The sequence below is a fragment of the Streptomyces sp. NPDC003038 genome (assembly GCF_040611115.1).
GTDB lineage: Bacteria > Actinomycetota > Actinomycetes > Streptomycetales > Streptomycetaceae > Streptomyces.
Genome location: NZ_JBEXNN010000045.1, coordinates 13,482 through 28,711, shown reverse-complemented (window position 1 = coordinate 28,711; position 15,230 = coordinate 13,482). Strand labels below are relative to the sequence as shown.

At 70.3% G+C, this 15,230-nt stretch carries 12 protein-coding genes and 5 pseudogenes; 7 read left to right on the top strand and 10 right to left on the bottom strand.

What is annotated here, in order from left to right:
* Both ABZX75_RS31515 and ABZX75_RS31510 read right to left on the bottom strand, forming a co-directional pair.
* A pseudogene (locus ABZX75_RS31515) lies at positions 1-675 on the bottom strand (sugar-binding protein); the annotation flags it as partial.
* Positions 676-991: 316 nt separating this feature from the next.
* Positions 992-1,171: pseudogene (locus ABZX75_RS31510) on the bottom strand (acetyl-CoA C-acetyltransferase); the annotation flags it as partial.
* A gap of 28 nt (positions 1,172-1,199) precedes the next feature.
* On the opposite strand from ABZX75_RS31510, the gene ABZX75_RS31505 reads away from it, so the two are divergent.
* On the top strand, positions 1,200-1,373 hold the full coding sequence (locus tag ABZX75_RS31505) for a hypothetical protein (protein ID WP_355416697.1): 174 nt from the start codon (positions 1,200-1,202) through the stop codon (positions 1,371-1,373).
* A gap of 130 nt (positions 1,374-1,503) precedes the next feature.
* Here the strand turns inward: ABZX75_RS31505 and ABZX75_RS31500 are convergent, their stop codons facing one another.
* A complete protein-coding gene (locus ABZX75_RS31500; RefSeq protein WP_355416694.1) occupies positions 1,504-2,559 on the bottom strand; it encodes a DNA gyrase subunit B in 1,056 nt (351 codons plus the stop codon).
* Positions 2,560-2,986: 427 nt separating this feature from the next.
* Here ABZX75_RS31500 and ABZX75_RS31495 point away from each other — a divergent pair, with 427 nt between their 5' ends.
* Both ABZX75_RS31495 and ABZX75_RS31490 read left to right on the top strand, forming a co-directional pair.
* Positions 2,987-3,385, top strand: coding sequence for a hypothetical protein (locus tag ABZX75_RS31495; RefSeq protein WP_355416691.1), 399 nt, complete (start codon positions 2,987-2,989; stop codon positions 3,383-3,385).
* Positions 3,382-3,807, top strand: a complete 426-nt coding sequence (locus ABZX75_RS31490; protein ID WP_355416688.1) for a hypothetical protein — start codon at positions 3,382-3,384, stop codon at positions 3,805-3,807. Before ABZX75_RS31495 ends, ABZX75_RS31490 begins: the two co-directional genes overlap by 4 nt.
* Positions 3,808-4,491: 684 nt before the next feature.
* Here the strand turns inward: ABZX75_RS31490 and ABZX75_RS31485 are convergent.
* Both ABZX75_RS31485 and ABZX75_RS31480 read right to left on the bottom strand, forming a co-directional pair.
* A pseudogene (locus ABZX75_RS31485) lies at positions 4,492-5,697 on the bottom strand (IS110 family transposase).
* Between the two features lie 462 nt (positions 5,698-6,159).
* Complete coding sequence (locus tag ABZX75_RS31480; protein WP_355416685.1) at positions 6,160-6,336, bottom strand: hypothetical protein; 177 nt, start codon at positions 6,334-6,336, stop codon at positions 6,160-6,162.
* Positions 6,337-6,622: 286 nt separating this feature from the next.
* On the opposite strand from ABZX75_RS31480, the gene ABZX75_RS31475 reads away from it, so the two are divergent.
* The 4 genes and pseudogenes from ABZX75_RS31475 (at position 6,623) to ABZX75_RS31460 (ending at position 9,223) form a co-directional block, all read left to right on the top strand.
* Positions 6,623-6,913, top strand: coding sequence for a dihydrofolate reductase family protein (locus ABZX75_RS31475; protein ID WP_355416682.1), 291 nt, complete (start codon positions 6,623-6,625; stop codon positions 6,911-6,913).
* Between the two features lie 4 nt (positions 6,914-6,917).
* The gene (locus ABZX75_RS31470) at positions 6,918-7,760 is read left to right on the top strand and encodes an alpha/beta hydrolase (RefSeq protein WP_355416679.1); all 843 of its coding nucleotides are present in this window, start codon (positions 6,918-6,920) and stop codon (positions 7,758-7,760) included.
* A gap of 104 nt (positions 7,761-7,864) precedes the next feature.
* Positions 7,865-8,551 (top strand): annotated as a pseudogene (locus tag ABZX75_RS31465) (IS5 family transposase); the annotation flags it as partial.
* Positions 8,552-8,716: 165 nt separating this feature from the next.
* On the top strand, positions 8,717-9,223 hold the full coding sequence (locus ABZX75_RS31460; protein ID WP_355416676.1) for a DinB family protein: 507 nt from the start codon (positions 8,717-8,719) through the stop codon (positions 9,221-9,223).
* A gap of 12 nt (positions 9,224-9,235) precedes the next feature.
* On the opposite strand, the pseudogene ABZX75_RS31455 reads toward ABZX75_RS31460, so the two are convergent.
* The 5 genes and pseudogenes from ABZX75_RS31455 to ABZX75_RS31435 form a co-directional block, all read right to left on the bottom strand.
* Positions 9,236-9,526 (bottom strand): annotated as a pseudogene (locus ABZX75_RS31455) (transposase); the annotation flags it as partial.
* A 19-nt stretch (positions 9,527-9,545) separates the two neighbouring features.
* Complete coding sequence (locus ABZX75_RS31450; protein WP_355416673.1) at positions 9,546-10,196, bottom strand: NAD(P)H-binding protein; 651 nt, start codon at positions 10,194-10,196, stop codon at positions 9,546-9,548.
* A gap of 168 nt (positions 10,197-10,364) precedes the next feature.
* Complete coding sequence (locus ABZX75_RS31445; protein ID WP_355416670.1) at positions 10,365-11,858, bottom strand: hypothetical protein; 1,494 nt, start codon at positions 11,856-11,858, stop codon at positions 10,365-10,367.
* A gap of 122 nt (positions 11,859-11,980) precedes the next feature.
* Positions 11,981-13,354, bottom strand: coding sequence for a DUF418 domain-containing protein (locus tag ABZX75_RS31440; RefSeq protein ID WP_355416667.1), 1,374 nt, complete (start codon positions 13,352-13,354; stop codon positions 11,981-11,983).
* Positions 13,355-13,403: 49 nt separating this feature from the next.
* Positions 13,404-15,155 (bottom strand): VanW family protein, encoded by a 1,752-nt coding sequence (locus ABZX75_RS31435; RefSeq protein ID WP_355416664.1) that lies wholly within the window; start codon positions 15,153-15,155, stop codon positions 13,404-13,406.
* Positions 15,156-15,230: the final 75 nt, after the last annotated feature.

The following is a 15,230-nucleotide window of genomic DNA, read 5'->3' as shown; positions in this document are numbered from 1 at the left end:
CTTGTCGGTGAACAGCACACTGCCGTCCGGCTGCTGCTCGATCTTCAGACCCTTGGTCTTCAGCGGCAGCGTGTAGCCGAAGCCCGCCTCGGGCTGGGCCTTGACCTCCACGAACTGCTCGAAGCCGGTACGCGTCGCCTCGACGATCAGGTCCGCGCCCGGCACGGCGGCCTCGTACGTGGCCCGCGTGCCGTCCAGCTTCGGCGCCGGCAGACCGCCGCGCCACTGCAGTGTGATCGCCTCATCGCCGGTGCCCAGCGTCACCAGATCCGTGGCCTCGGCAGGCTGCGCCGTCTTCAGGAAGGACACCTTCGTGCCCGTCTTCCCGGACAGACGCAGGCCCTGCGGGTGCGCCTTGGCAGCGACCGAACCGTCCGGCGCCGCCGCGAGGTTCACATCGACGTCGCGCCACTCGCCGGTGGCCGCGTCCTTGAACCGTACGGGGCCGGCGGAGAGTTCGGTGGTGAGCGAACCGTCCTCGTTGACCCAAGTGGTGGAGGACTCGGTGCGTTCCGAGAGAGCCTCCACGCGTATTCGGGAGAGCCGCGCGGCGACCCGGGCGGAGGGTATGTCGGCGGCCGAGGTCGCGGGTTGCGGCTTCGGCGCCTTGGCGGCGGTCGGCGCGGTGCCGGACGCGAAGGCGGCCTCGGCTCCGAAGAGCGTGGACACCGCCATGATCAGTGCCAGACCGCCGGCGGTGCTGCGCAGACCGCCTGGTCCGGTGCGGGGTGAACGGGCGCGCCGGAATGGCGCGCTCGTGTTACGGGTCGTCAAGGTTCCCCCAGAGTAGGAGTGATGGGGCGGGTGGACCCACGTCCGGATGTCACCCATGGGGGAACCTACGGCTCCGGAAAAGATAATTAAGGGGGTGTACCTGTAATAGCAGGACGGTTCGATTCACTCCCGTTATCCAAACTTTACCTACCTGTGAGTCATGTTTCCGCAGGTCAGAGGCGCTCTATGGTGTGTCCGGACCGCGTTCCGAGAAGTGCAGCATGGCCGCCGCGCCGTCCGAGACCTGGGAGGGGACCGCGGCGGTGATGGTGCCGCCCTCCATGACGGATGCGAGGGCGGCCATGTTCTCCCGGGTGGTGCCGCGGCGCGGCCCCTCGTCGGCGCGGACCTCGCCTAACGGCAGGATCTCGGGGTCGAAGCGGCTCTCGCTGATGGCCCACCTCGGCTGCGCCCAGAGGGAGTGGTTGATCATCAGCGGCACCCACCGCGGCACCATCTGGTCCGACTGTCGGGCAGACGACGCCGACCTCGCCCGGCTCCTCGACGACACCGGGAAGCCGGTTACCTTCACCCGCTGGCATATCGACTGGCTGGAAGAGGCGGAGGTCACCGCACGCCAGCCATCTACGAACGCGTGACGCTGGACACCCGTGGCCCGCAGGGGGGTTGGCGCGTCGATCGGACGGGCGACGCGGATAGCGGGCCGCAGGTTGCACACCACCCCGCGCCCCTGCCCAGGAACCGGCAGCGTGGGTGATGCGCGGCTGCTCAGTCCCGGCGTGGGCCCTGGATGATCCGGCCGACGATGGCCGCGGCATGCTCCGGGTGCCCCTCCAGCCATGTGCCGAGGTGTACCCGTACGGCCTCCGCGACGCCGGCGCGCACTGGGGCTCCACCGTCCAGCACGTTGCGCGTGGAGCCGGAGAACTCGGGCCGGTCCAGTTTCACCGACACGACCGCCGTCAGCCCCTCGACGATCTGGTCGACGCTGAGATCGGGGGCTGCCTCAGCCAGGAGCCGCCGCTCTCGCGCGTGCGCGTTGACCGCGGCCGCCACCCCGTCGCGGAATCCTTCCATGTGTGTGCCGCCGTAGGGGGTGGGCTCGCTGTTGGCGTAGCCCCGAAGCCGTTCCTCGTGGGAGTCATACCACCTCAGGGCCACCTCGACCGTCCCGACCATCTGCGGGTCCTCCCGCTCGAAGAGGATGACTTTCGGGTGAACGGGCGCTCCCGCCTGCGCATCGAGGAAGGTCACGAAGTCCCGAGCCCCACCCGGGAAGCTGTGCCGCACCGATCGGGAACCGCCCGGGGGCCGTTCGTCGGTCAGCGAGATGTCCAGGCCCCGGTTGAGGAAGGCCAGTCCCCTGAAGCGCTCCGACAGTACTGCGAACGAGCACTCCGCCGTCCCGAAGATGTCGGTGTCGGGCCAGAAGGCGATGGTGGTCCCGTTCCTGGTCGTCGGTCCTGCGACGGTGGTCGGGGTGAGCGCGACGCCGCGCGCGTAATCCTGGACCCGGTGGACTCCCTTGCGCCGCACCTCGGCCGTCGTGCGGCTCGACAGCGCGTTGGTGACGCAGGGCCCGGTGCCGAAAAGGCTCGTGGCCACAGCGTGGCGGCCGCCTGGCTCCGCCCCGGGGTGCATGCCGGTCAGCAGCGTTTCGAGGCCGCCGGGACCACCGCCGGTGTCCCCGGCGGCCTCGACTGGGATACCCGGCCCGTCGTCGGCGACGCGTACGCCACCATCAGGCGTTAGGGTGACGCCGACGGCACTGGCACGGCCGGCCAGAACTTCGTCCACCGCCCGGCCGACGACATCGAACACCATCTGGTGTAGCCCGCGTTCGCTGGTCGAACCGACGTACATCCCTGGCCGCTTCCGAATGGCTTCCCACCCTCCAGCACCTGGATGTGGCTGGCGTCGTACGTGTTGGCGGCGTCACTCATGAGTCCCCTCCAATGGTGCCTCCAGCGGAGTACCCAGCCTAGGCGGATCGAGGGAAAACACCAGGTCAGACCCTGTTCGTCGAAGGCGTGGACGGGCGGGTGAGAGCCTAGCCAGAGCAAGTCGACCCAGGTTCGCGAACCGCCGCCGGAGGGCGGCCGGGGGCCTGTGGAGACCGGGCCCGACACCATTTCCGGCGGTCCCGCAGCCCCCGATTTCGATGCGCAACACGCGTGCCCGGAAGTCCGTGTCCGCCTGCTTCATCGCCGAGCTCGTTCCAGAGCCGTAATAAGAGCACTAGCCTGCCAAGATGCGCTATCTGGTCGAGTCTTTCGCTATCGGAGCCCTCAGTCGGGGTCGGTCGGTCGAGCAGTTCCTTGGAGGCGGGGGAACGGCGGAGATGCCGGAAGTCCGATGGGTCGAGATCCGTCCGGTGGCGAAGGGCTTCGTCGTGGTGCTCCATGAGGTAGAGGACATCGGAGGCGAGGACTTCATCGATCTGCATGGGCTCCCCGGGGTCGAGCGTGAGGACGGCGAGCAGAACTTCGGTCACGAGATCGGCGTGGTGGGCGAAGGCTCCGAGGCCGTGCACCTTGCCGAACAGCAGCTTGGCGCGGACCCCGCTCGCTGGTGCAACCAGGGTGTAGCCGGTGACGACTACCTGGACTACGTGCGAGCCGGACGCCTCCCCGATCTCATCGAAGCTTGACCACCGGACAGTTCGTCTCACCGAACCTTGATCTCCTGCAAACCTTGCAGGTCAGATACGGTGAGGGTATGACGCCCGGGTTGCCCTCCGATGTTGCCGATGCACTTGACGTCCTTCTCGGCACAGATGACGCGATTCACCTCGCGCTCCGTCGACAAGTACCGCACCTACGGGTGTCCGGGCGCTGTACATGCGGCTGCGGTACGACGTACTTCGATCTGGATACGGACGCCGTGACGGCGGCGCCATCTCCCGCTGGCACCGGGGTGGCGGCCGAAGCGCAGCTCTACGACGTGGAAGAGCACTGCATCGGCGAGGTCCTGGCGTTCGCTCGGAACGGGTACCTGTCTTGGCTGGAGGTCTGCTCGATGAGCGATAGCCCCGTGACATTGGTTGACGCACTACGGATGCTGCGCTCGTAGATGCTCGAACGATCCCGCATGAGCGGTCAAGCTTCGGTGAGATCGGTCAAGGATCGATGAGAGCGGACACCGTGTGACTGATTCCCAATGATTCCTGTCAACCAGTGAGCCGTAAGGTTCGGCTCATGGAATCGTTGATCGCTGCCGTCCGCGAACAGGACGAAGCTGCCCGTTTTCTCGCTTGGCCGGGTGACTTCGACCTGGACCGAGGCGACCATGTCGAGGAAGTCCAGCTCGTCTCGGGCGCGGCGCTCGAGGCTTTCGCCGGCGACGGCGCCGGGGGCACGTACTTCTTCTGCGGTGACGGTGGCGAGGAGCGTCCAATCTCTATGCCGACTCCGAAGGAGGCGCGGACCTGGTTGCGATCGGGCTGCCCGAGCTCCTGCGGCTGCTGCTGGTCGCCCCGTGGTGGCGCGACTGCCGAGCGTTCACGGACGAGGAGAGTCGCGAGCTCGCGGCCGAGTACCTGGAAGACATGCCGGACCTCGTGCCCCGGAGAGACCGTGCCGCCGCAGCCCTCGCCCTCGACCTTCCGGCCCAGGCAGACGTCTTGGCCCGCTTGCGGGAGGTAGCTGTTCGGATGCGCGAGAATTTCGTCCTCATCTTCACGCCGGAGGGTTACCCCTACGAGCCTCTCATCACGAATTGAGACGCATCAGCACGCGCCGTCCCAGGCAACAGGGATCAGCCCACGGCGAGAGCGCGCTGAGGTGGTAGGGCGTCGAAGGTTCGCTGATCGCGGATGAGGGCCCACAGGACGTCGAGGCGTCGGCGGGCGAGGGCGAGGATCGCCTGTTTGTGGCTCTTGCCCTCGGCTCGTTTTCGGTCGTAGAAGGTCTTCGAGGTGGGGCAGAAGCGGGCGGGGATCTGAGCGGAGAGGTAGAACACGCGCAGGAGTCGGCGGTGGTAGCGGTGTGGTCGGCGCATGTTGCCGCTAATGCGGCCGGAGTCCCGTGGGACTGGCGCAAGTCCGGCGACGCCAGCGAGTCGGCCGGCGCTGCCGAAAGCGTTCATGTCCCCGCCGGTGCAGGCGATGAACTCCGCCCCCAGCAAGGGGCCCATTCCAGGCATACTGACAAAGACCTCAGCGTCACGGTGTTCCCCGAAGCGGGCTGCGATCTGTGCGTCGATACCGGCGATCTCCTCATCCAGAGCCAGCACGGTCCGAGCCAGGGTGTTCACCATGGCTCCGGGCGTGCTCTCCCCGTTCACGGCCGTGTGTTGGGCCTGCGCTGCGGCGACTGCTGCCTCGGCCATGGCCTGGGCGCCACGGACTTTGCGGTCCTTCAGCCAGGGTCGTCATTCGACTCGGCCCGGCTCAACGGAGGCCGGCAGGCGTTTGGTAGCCGGTCAGCAGGACGAGCGCGGCCTTGGAGGCGGCGTAGTCGAAAGCCCGTTCCAGTGCCGGGAAGTACTCGAGGAGCTGGGCTCGCAGCCGGTTGATGGCCCGGGTTCGGTCGGCGGCGAGGTCGTAGCGGCGGGCGGTGAGGATCTTCAGGTCCACCGCGATCTTGTCCCACCCCTGCAAGGCTGCGGATCCCGGCGCATCCGTGCCTGATCGGCGATGACATAGGCGTCTTTCGCATCAGTCTTGCCGTCCCCGCGGTAGCCACGGGAGGCGTGGTGGACGGTCCGGCCAGGAATGTAAAGCAGCCGCTGACCATGGCTGGTCAGGAGAGCGATCAGCAGAGCGTCCCCGCCGGCGTTCAGGTCGACGGCCCAGGTCACCGGACTGTCCTAGGCCAGTGCGAGGACGTCGCCTATCAGCTCCAGGAGCTCAGGCTCGTTGTTGGGAACCCGGCGCGAGAGCACCTTCGTCCCGTCCGTGTCGATGACCGTGCAGTGATACGCGGCCTTGCCGGCATCCGTCCCCGCCCAGAGCTCGGGCACCCGAGCCTCCTTCGTCGATCGGTTGACTGGCCCTGCAGACGACCACGCCGACGTGTCCTTACGAAGGGATCTCGGTTCGCTTATCCCAATGAGTGGCCGTTTCGTCGCGGGGCACTGGGCGGCCAATCAGTCAAAGCCACACCCACGGCATGAGCGCTCTAAAGCCACACCCAGGCCCCTGGGTCTCCCGATCGTACGAAGGACCGGAATCAATCCGCCAACAAGGTAAGGAGCGTTCTAGTTGTCCACTGAGCGTCGTAGTTGGCCAGCTGAGCGTTCGGCTTCTGTCAGTCCCCTCGTGCGAGGTGCGGGCGACGCCAGTGCAGGCCAGCACCGTCGTGGCGGCGGCGTTGAGAAAGACCATGAACGTCCATGCCCGATCTGCCGTCCTGATCGAGCCGATACGGAGAAGTTCGGCTCCCGTGCCTTCGAGGATGCCGACCGTTTGGTCGAGGCCGAGTGTCACCTGCCCGCGCTTCTGCGCGACCCGGCGTCGGATCCGGTAGGTATGGAAGCGTTGGTGGCGCGGACCAGGCCCTCCCAGACATCGAAGGCGCCTCCGGAGAGCAGGGCCTCTCGCGCGGGGCCACATGCCGGCGTCTGCTCGGCGAGCATCTCGCAGAGGTCATCGCGTGTCATGCGTCAACCCTGCCGGGCCGTCACTCAACTGGCCAACTAAAAGACTCAGTCACATCTGGTGGGACTGAGCGTCCTACTTGGCCACTGTGCGCTTCAGATGGCCATTCCGAGCACCAACGTGGCCGTACCCTTTGACCTGTGCATATGGGCCTCTGAGGTACTCCGGGATTGACCGTCTGCTGTACTTCCGACGTGCCGCTTCGGGCGTCGTGTTATCGGGTTCGCGTCCGGCACACGCTTCGTGCGTGAGCGACGAGTTTGGGCGGCGGATCGGGTCTGCCCTGGCATGACTCGCATCATCGCTGACATCTCGGTCTCTCTGGACGGCTTCGTCACCGGGCCCGACCCCGGCCCGGACAGCGGCAAGGACCTCGACGTCGTCCTCATGGGCGGCGGCGCCACGATCGGCTCGGCGCTCGACGTCGGGCTGGTCGACGCGCTGACGCTGCACCTCGCGCCCCTGGTGCCGGGTTCCGGGACGCCACTGTTCACCGGCACAGCGCCGCGCACGCTGGTGCATCGGAGCGTGACCCCGACATCGACCGCGACGCACCTGACCTACGACGTTCTGGGGTGATCCGATGACCACGGTCAACGCCAATGAGATCGCCTTGGGTATCGAGTCGTTCGGTGACGACGACGCACCACTCGTCCTGCTCGCGGGCGGGACGACGATGCTCTCCTGGCCCGACGCGCTGTGCGAGCGCCTCACCGCTGGCGGGCGCCGCGTGGTGCGCTACGACCTGCGCGACAGCGGGGAGTCGACGACGACGGACCCGAAGGCGCCCGCCTACACCCTGCGGGACCTCGCCACCGACGCGGCTGCCCTTGCTGACGCGCTCGGCGGCGGGCCCGCGCACCTCGCGGGGATCGGCGTCGGTGGAATGGTCGCCCAGGTGGCCGTGCTCGACCATCCGGGCGCGTTCTCGGCGCTCACCCTGGTGGGCGCCCGCGCGGTTGCGCCTGGCCCACCTGACGATGACCTCCCCGACCATGACCAGGCGGCGATGCGCCGGCTGTTCGCGCATCAGATGCCCGACTGGACCGACCGCGAGGCGGTAGCGGAGTTCGCTGCCGACGGCGCGGAGATCCGCGGCGACGACCCCGTCGCCGCGCGCGAGCTCGCCACACGCATCTGGGACCGCACGCCCGGCACCGCACCCGCGCTCCACATGGCCAACCAGATGGGCATGGTGTTCTCCAGGCTCGACTGCAAACCCCGCTGGCGGGAGCGTCTGCCCGAGATTGAGGTCCCCACGCTCGTCGTCCACGGCCACCGCGACCGGTTCTTCCCCGTCGGCAACGGCGAGGCAATCGCGCGCGAGATCTCCGGGGCGCGGCTGCTCGTCCTCAAGACGGCCGCCACAGCGATCCCCGATGCGGCGGTCGGCGAGGTCGCCGAGGCGATGCTCACGCTCGGGTAGAGGGCGCGCGTGGGTTCTTCGAGCCTCGTGAACCCGACATCGCGCTCGACTTCACCGAAACCGATATCAGCTACCCGAATAGATCGCTATCCTCCGGCCACTGTGACGCTCACAGTGGCCGTGCCCACCACGATGCCGCCGGGATGCGCGTCGGTAAGGGCCTCAGGGAGGCTCTTGAAGAGGCTGCGCGGGGGCAGGAGGAGGCCCGGAAAATGGGGGCGGACCGGAGGAACGGAACGGACAGGCCGAGCGCCGGCGCGTCCGACGCAGGCGCAAGCTCCGGCTGAAGGAAGCCCTGCTCGGCAGGTCCCGGGGCGGCCTGACCAGCAAAGTCCATCTCGCCGCGGACCGCAAATGCCGTCCGCTCGCCTTCGTCCTGACCGCCGGGCAGCCCGCGGACAGTCCGCAATTCATCCCCGTGCTAGGCAGCGTGCGGGTGCGTCTGCCCGTCGGCCGACCCCGCAACAGGCCCGGCACGGTCGCCGCGGACTAGGCCTACTCATCCCGACGCAACCGCGCCTACCTGCGCAAACGCAACATCAAGGCAGTCATCCCAGAGAAGAAGGACCAGGCCGCCCACCGCAAGAAGAAAGGCGCGAAAGGCGGTCGGCCCATCAGCCACGACGCCGATCTCTACAAGGAACGGAACACCGTGGAACGCCTGATCAACAAACTGAAGGCCTGGCGCGGCATCGCCACCCGCTATGAAGGCACCCGAGAGCTACCTCGCAGGCCTCCACCTCCGCGCCGCAATGATCTGGATCGACGACCTCCTGAAGGCCGCTGACTGATCACGACATCACACAGCCCTAGGGCCTGTCCGGCGGATCATGCCGGGCGGCCCACCGGCGCTGAATTGCCGTATCGACCCGCCGGACAATGAGCTGGGTGAAGCAGGTTGGGTCCGTCGATAAATACCTCGACATCGGTCGCGGTGATCGGAGACGCTTCGCGCGATGACCAGAATCGATGACACACCGCCGGCGTGGGACGAACGCACCCAGCTCACCACGTTTCTCGACTACGCACGTGACACCGCCCGCGCCAAATGCGAAGGCGTCTCTGCGGAGAACGCACGCAAGGCGCTTCTGCCGGGCTCACCGCTGATGACCATGAGCGGAGTGATCAATCACCTTCGCTGGGTCGAGTACTACTGGTTCCAGGTGGTCTTCCTCGGCGAGGAAGACCGGGGCCCCGGGACCGAGGAGGACCCCGACCGCGAGATGCGTATCGCCGTCGACTTCCCGCTCACGCAGTTGCTCGACGAATACGCCGAACAGAGCACCCGCTACGGCGAACTGGTCGCCGGGAACGACCTGGACGAACAAGCCCAGCGTGCCATCCGCAACGGCGTCCACGTCGACCTGCGCTGGATCCTGCACCACCTCACCGAGGAGACGGCCCGCCACAACGGCCACCTGGACATCCTGCGCGAGATGCTCGACGGCACAACCGGCTACTAGATCCGGCGGAGATCACGGGCGGAGCCAGAGTCGGACCGAGGTGACGGTGCCGTGGAAGATGTAGCCGCGCTTGCCGAATCTCGTGGCCACGGCCCGGGAGTTCTTCAACGCGTTGATCGTCCGCTCGACTTCGTTCCTTCGCCTGTAGATCGTCTTGCCGAAGCCGGCGGGTCGGCCGCCCTTGCTGCTCCTTCGTTGGCGGTTGGCCCGCTGGTTCTTCGGTTCGGGGATGGTGTGCTTGATCTGGCGTCGTCGCAGGTAGCGGCGGTTGCGACGGGAAGAGTACGTTTTGTCGCCGCCGAGACCCGGGCCGACCCGGGCGTCAGTAGCCCACGGTGAAGCGCCGGCCCGCATGCGCGTCCCGCTCGATCTCGTCGACCAGGGCGACGGCGTAGTCCTCCGTCGAGATCCGGCTGCGGCCGGCGTCGTCGACGATCAGGTCGTCGAGCGCGAGCCGGTACGTCCCGGTCCGGGCCCCCGGCCCGATCTGCGCGGCCGGGCTCAGGCTGGTCCAGCGCACCTCCTCCACGGGCACGGTGCGCAGGAAGTCCAGAGCCTCCCCGTGGGCGTGCATCACGGCGAGGACGGGCTCCGGGATGCCTGCCTCGTCCCAGACCAGCGGTCCGCCGGGGGTGCGCAGGGAACCCGCCCCGCCGACCACGACGACCCGCGGCCGGGGAGCGTCCGTGCCGAGCGACTGCACCCCGCCGATCAGCGACTTCGCGACGGCGCCGATCGCGCCGGCTTCCCCGGTCCCGGCGCCGAACGCGCTGACCACCACGTCGTGCCGGGCAGCGGCCTCGGCCACGGACGCCGGGTCGAGAGCATCGCCGGGCACCACGGCCGCGCCGCTGTTCCGGAGCTGCGCGGGATCGCGTACGACCGCCGTGACCTCGTGACCGCGCCCGAGTGCTTCGTGCAGCACCCGGGTTCCGATGGTGCCGGTCGCGCCGATGAGTGCGATCTTCGCCATGGCGACTCCCTGGGGTGGGGGGCTGTACGGAGCCCCGGTCGGGCCCCGTCCCGCCCATCCAAGCCAACGGGGCCGCCCGGACCCGGCTGCCGGGCCGGAGCGCCACCCGGATGAATCCCCCGGCCCCCGGTCCACGGGCCTCCGGCCCCGGCGCCCGTGGACCGCCCGTCAGTCCTCGGCGGGCACCGCCGCCGCCAGGCGGCCGGCCGCCGCGAAGTGCAGCCGGTCGAGCCGGGCGTCGTACGGCCAGTCCTCGGCCCGGTAGAAGCACAGGTCGCTCGGGATCGGGACCGCCCGCAGGTCGGCGGCGTGCGTCCCGTCGGGCAGTTCCGCGGCCGCCGCCGCGAGCAGCGGGTCCGCCGATCCGGCCCACTCGCCGACCGGGGCGGGCCGCGGCCAGGGCTCCCCGGTGTTCGGGAAGAGCCAGCGGCCGTCACGGGAGACCCGCCCGGCGAAGTCCGGCCCGTCGGCGGCCCGTCGGGCCAGCCGGGCGAAGGTCAGCAGGAGATCCGCGAGCGACTCCGCGATCAGCGCCACCTCGGGGTACTCCCGCAGGGACTCCGCGCAGGTGGGCACGGAGACGGCGTACCCCCACCGCCCGGTCGCCGGGTCGATGCGGACCTGAGCGAGGGCGCTGCTGCGGCCGTAGTCGATCCGCGCGAGCGGCCAGTACGTACCGTCGCCGCCCAGCATGCGGTGCACCTCTGGGTCCACGGCGTGCTCGGGGGCGCCGGGCAGCAGTCGCAGCTCCGGCAGCCCGGCGATCGCCACCGCGCCGATCTCGCGCAGTACGGTCCGGGCGTCCTCCGGCACCGCGATCGTCCAGCCGTCCATGACCGAGTCGGCGCAGCCCGCTTCGAGCACGACGAACGAGGGGAACCGGGCGGCCAGTGCCCGTAGTTCGGCCACCGCGCGCTGCGCGGCATCGGCCGGCACGGTGTGGCGGCGTACGGGCCGGCCGAGGAAGTCCCCGCTCACCACGGAGCGCAGCAGCAGCGCGCGGCCTCCGGCCGTGATCCGGTACTGGACCTCGCTGCTGCCGGTGTCGGCGGTGTTGTAGGAGGTGGAGAAGTAGGGCTGCCAGCTCACCGCGCACGGATATCCGGGCAGCGAGCGCAGGTCGACGAGATCGGTCAGCGAGTCGCCGCGCCCGACGAGCGCGGCGAGTTCGGCGTCCGCCCCCTCGGCCACCTCGACGGTCGGGACGGCCTCCGCGGTGAACTCCGCACCCGGCCGGTCCCGCTCACCGTCGGTCAGCCGCGCGGAGAAGCCGGCGAGCCACCCGAGGAAATCCGGGGCCTCGACGGTGACGTCCCGCTCGTCCCCCCACGGGTTGACGGCCACGACCGGCCCCCAGCCGTCGGCGCCGACCCCGACGATCAACGTCCCTTCTCCGAAGCGAGGTTCACCCAGGGTCCAGTAGCCGTCCGCGAAGACCGCACGGCCGCGCGGCCCGAAGCGGTACGCGTGGTCCTCGGTCTCCACCCCGCCGATCTCCCGCAGGACGACCCGGACGTCCTGCGGTACCGGGACGGTCCAGCCGTCCAACTCCGCGTCGGTGAACCCGTCGAGGAGCTCGATCCCGTCCGGCCGCTGCCGCGCCAGCTCCCTCAGCGCCCGGACGGCGGCCGCCGCCGCCTCTTCCCGTCCCGTACCGCCCACGTCCCCGCTCCCCGTGTGATCCGCGTTGCGGTGCGAGCGTAGCCGCCGTCCCCCCCGAGCCGACGCGGCCGGTCGCTTGCGGGATGCGGCCGGACGCGGTCATCGCGGCGCGGCCGGGAAATCTACTCCCGCGTCCCGGCGCCGGCAGGCATATCGGCACCCTGGGAGACGAGTACCGGGGCGACCGCCTGCGCCGGCACGACCGCGGGCTTGCCCGGCCCGTGGGCGGCCAGCCGCAGCGCGTGCTCCAGCGGCCCCCGGCGCAGTGGGCTGTGGGACCAAACGCGCTGCCAGGCCCAGGTCAGGGCAAGTGCCGCGCCACTGAAGGTGATCCAGGCGGACCAGGACGCGGCGCCGTGGGCCGGGCCGGCCAGCACCAGCGCGTGGACGACGTACGCGCTCAGCGCCATCGCACCGAGCAGGGTGAGCGGCCGCAGCAGCCGGACGCCCGCCCGGCGGCGCGCGACGAGTGCGCACAGGCCGATGAGGGCGCAGCCGACGCCGGCGTTGCCCAGTGTTTCCAGCGGGGTCTGGCTGTAGGGGTCGGCCACGAGCAGCCAGTGCCAGGAGGTGCTGGGCACGGCGCCGTACTGGCCGCGCAGCACCTCGCGTACGGGGTCGGCGGCGGCCATGGCCTGCGGGTGGTGGACGGCTATCGCCTCCAGGAGCCGCTCCCGCGCGCCGAACACGTGGGTGGCGAGCCAGGCCGACCCGTAGCCCGCGACCGCGGCGGCCGCACCCCACACCGCCATCCGCATCCCCACCGCGCGCCTGCGTACATCGCACAACCGGGCGAGGGCCATCCCGGCCAGGACGTACGGGAAGTAGGTGGCGAGCGGGTACGCGCCGGTGAGCAGGAGCTCGCACAGCACCCGGCCCAGCTCCGCCCAGCTGGTCAGATCGGTGGCTTCGGGGACCGTGCCCCGGCCGGAGGCCTCGTACCCGAACACCGGTCCCAGCAGGAACGACAGGAGCGGCCCCGCCACCACCGAGACGCCCGCGACCGCGGTCAGCACGGGGGTGGAGAGCCGGGTGAAGGGCTCGGCGGCCAGGAAGTACACGGCGAAGAAGGCCAGGATCACCAGGATTCCGGGCCACAGGGAGGCCAGCCACAGGCCGAGCGCGGCCATGATGGCGCAGCGGATCAGCAGCGGGCGGTAGCGCCGCGCCCAGCCCTCGGGCCGGTCGGCTGCGCCGCTGCCGCGCTGCGCGAGGACGAGGGAGAAACCGGCGAGGAGGGTGAAGAGCGCGGGCGCGCGCCCGTCGGCAGCGACCAGCAGATAACCGGCGCCTTCGGGTTGCGGGGCGGGCCCGACGTGTACGGCGAACATGCCGAGGACCGCGAGGCCGCGTACGGCGTCGACCCCCGCCAGCCTGCCCGGGCCGGCTTGGCCGGCCGCTCGGCCCGCCGCTTCGTCCGCCGCCCTGCCTCCGGCCCGCGTCACCGGCTTCCCCCGGCCCCGCCCGGTCCCCACTGCCACGTCACTCGCTGCCACGCCGCTCCCCCCGATGCCGCTCCCCCGATGCCACTGGCCCCAGTGTGCCTCACGCCTCGCAGGTCACGCTGTCGCGCGGCGTGTAGCGCGTCTTCATCGTCTCCCGCTTGACTTCCTCGCCGCCTTGCACGAACACCCGGTCGACGGCCACGTCGAAGCCCTCCAGTGGGGACTGCGGCTCGCACTTCGGGTCCTTGCCGGTGCGTTCGGCCGGCTCCTGGATGTTGGTTCGCGGGCCCTGGACCGCGCGTATCTCGTCGTACTTCTTCGTCCCCAGGAAGGTGATCGTGATGGAGGTGTCGGTGGCCTCGGCCTGGATGTAGAGGGCCTTGCCGGAGTCGTTGGTGAAGCGCAGGTCGAGGCTGCCCCATACGACGGTGGCTTCGCGGCCTTCGGGGTAGCGCTCGATGTAGAAGGAGTGGGCGCCGTACTCGACGGGCTTGACGCCCGCGAAGAAGACCGCGTTGAAGACGGTGGTCGCGACCGCCGACACCCCGCCGCCCGCGGCCTTCTCGTACTGGCCGTTGTTGATGATCAGGCCGTCGACGAAGCCGTTCTCCTTGGTGCGCTCGCCGACCGTGCGGTTGAAGCTCCACGTCTCGCCGGGCAGCACCAGCGAACCGTTGATCAGCTCGGCTGCCCGGCCGATGTTGGTCGTGCGGTAGGCGGCGGGCTCGAAGTTGACGGTGAAGGAGGAGAGCTTCTCCTTGATACCGAGCTGCCGGACCGTGTCCTGGGTGAGCCGCGGCGCGGTGGTCTCCGTGGCGAGCTCGCCGGTACGGGCGGCCGCGCCGGTCCCGGTCAGCAGCGGCAGCACGGTTGCGCCGAGGTCCTGCTCGGTGACCTGCCGGCCCGCCCGGCCGTCCTCGGCGACGGTGACCCGGCCGTCACCGTCGAGCCGGAGCTTGGCCTCGGCGGGGCCGGGCGTGGCCAGCCGCAGCGGGCCGGCGACGGCGGGGTCGTCGAGCAGCGCCTCGGAGTCGAGGCGCGGGGCGAGGCGGCCCTGGCCGTCGTCCTTCATCGTGAGGTGCTTGGACAGGACCGCGGGACCGACGGGTATGCGCTCGCCGGCGACGGTGAGCGTGACCGGGGCGGACATCGCCGGCTCGGCGAACTCCTTCAGGGCCCGGTCGGTCTCCTGCCGGCCGATCCGCGGCTCCGTCCGCTGAACGGGGAGGGTGACGGGGGCCGGGTCGCCGCCCGTGTGGGGGTAGCCCGCGCGCAGCGCGTCCAGCGAGCGGTCGACGTCGACGGCTATGCCGGTGACCGGGGCCACCGCTTCGGCCTTGCCCTTCTCGAAGGCGACGGAGCCCTCGCGGACCGCCTGCCCTGCCTTCTTCCCGACGTCCGCCAGGGAGGTGCGGGCGGTCTTCTCGTCGAGGCGGACCACGGGCTGCGCATCGGGGTCGCCGGAGGAGAACAGCCGGCCGATCACGGTGAACGGGTCGGAGCCGGGGCGCGCGGCGCGCTCGGCGGTCGCGGCGCTGTCCAGGGACAGGCCCAGCGCGGCCGGATCGGCCTGCTCGGTGCGCTCGCCGATCCGCAGGGCGACCGGGGCCGCGGCGGACGGGCCCAGCTCCCGGTCCAGGACCTCCCGGGCCGCGGACCGGCTCATGCCGCCTATGTCGACGCCGCGCACCTTCGTGCCGGGGGCGACGTCCCCGCCGGCCAGCAGCAGCCCGGCGGCGTACAGCCCGCCGAAGCCGAGGACCACGGCGCCGCCGGCCACGCCCGCGAGGCCCGCCGGGGTCCACCGCTTGCCGGTGGCCGCCCGGGTGCCCGTAGGGGAAGCAGGTCGCATCTCGGGTGTCTCCTCGGTCCGGCTGAAGTGGACGGACCGGCGGTTTTCAGGCCGCCGATCCGCCCGTGGAAGGTA

Coding starts and splice junctions, on each gene's coding strand:
- ABZX75_RS31500 (WP_355416694.1), bottom strand. CDS start 2,559: ATGGTGTTCGATGTCGTCGGCCGGGCGGTGGACGAAGTTCTGGCCGGC.
- ABZX75_RS31495 (WP_355416691.1), top strand. CDS start 2,987: ATGCGCTATCTGGTCGAGTCTTTCGCTATCGGAGCCCTCAGTCGGGGT.
- ABZX75_RS31480 (WP_355416685.1), bottom strand. CDS start 6,336: ATGACACGCGATGACCTCTGCGAGATGCTCGCCGAGCAGACGCCGGCA.
- ABZX75_RS31475 (WP_355416682.1), top strand. CDS start 6,623: ATGACTCGCATCATCGCTGACATCTCGGTCTCTCTGGACGGCTTCGTC.
- ABZX75_RS31470 (WP_355416679.1), top strand. CDS start 6,918: ATGACCACGGTCAACGCCAATGAGATCGCCTTGGGTATCGAGTCGTTC.
- ABZX75_RS31460 (WP_355416676.1), top strand. CDS start 8,717: ATGACCAGAATCGATGACACACCGCCGGCGTGGGACGAACGCACCCAG.
- ABZX75_RS31450 (WP_355416673.1), bottom strand. CDS start 10,196: ATGGCGAAGATCGCACTCATCGGCGCGACCGGCACCATCGGAACCCGG.
- ABZX75_RS31435 (WP_355416664.1), bottom strand. CDS start 15,155: ATGCGACCTGCTTCCCCTACGGGCACCCGGGCGGCCACCGGCAAGCGG.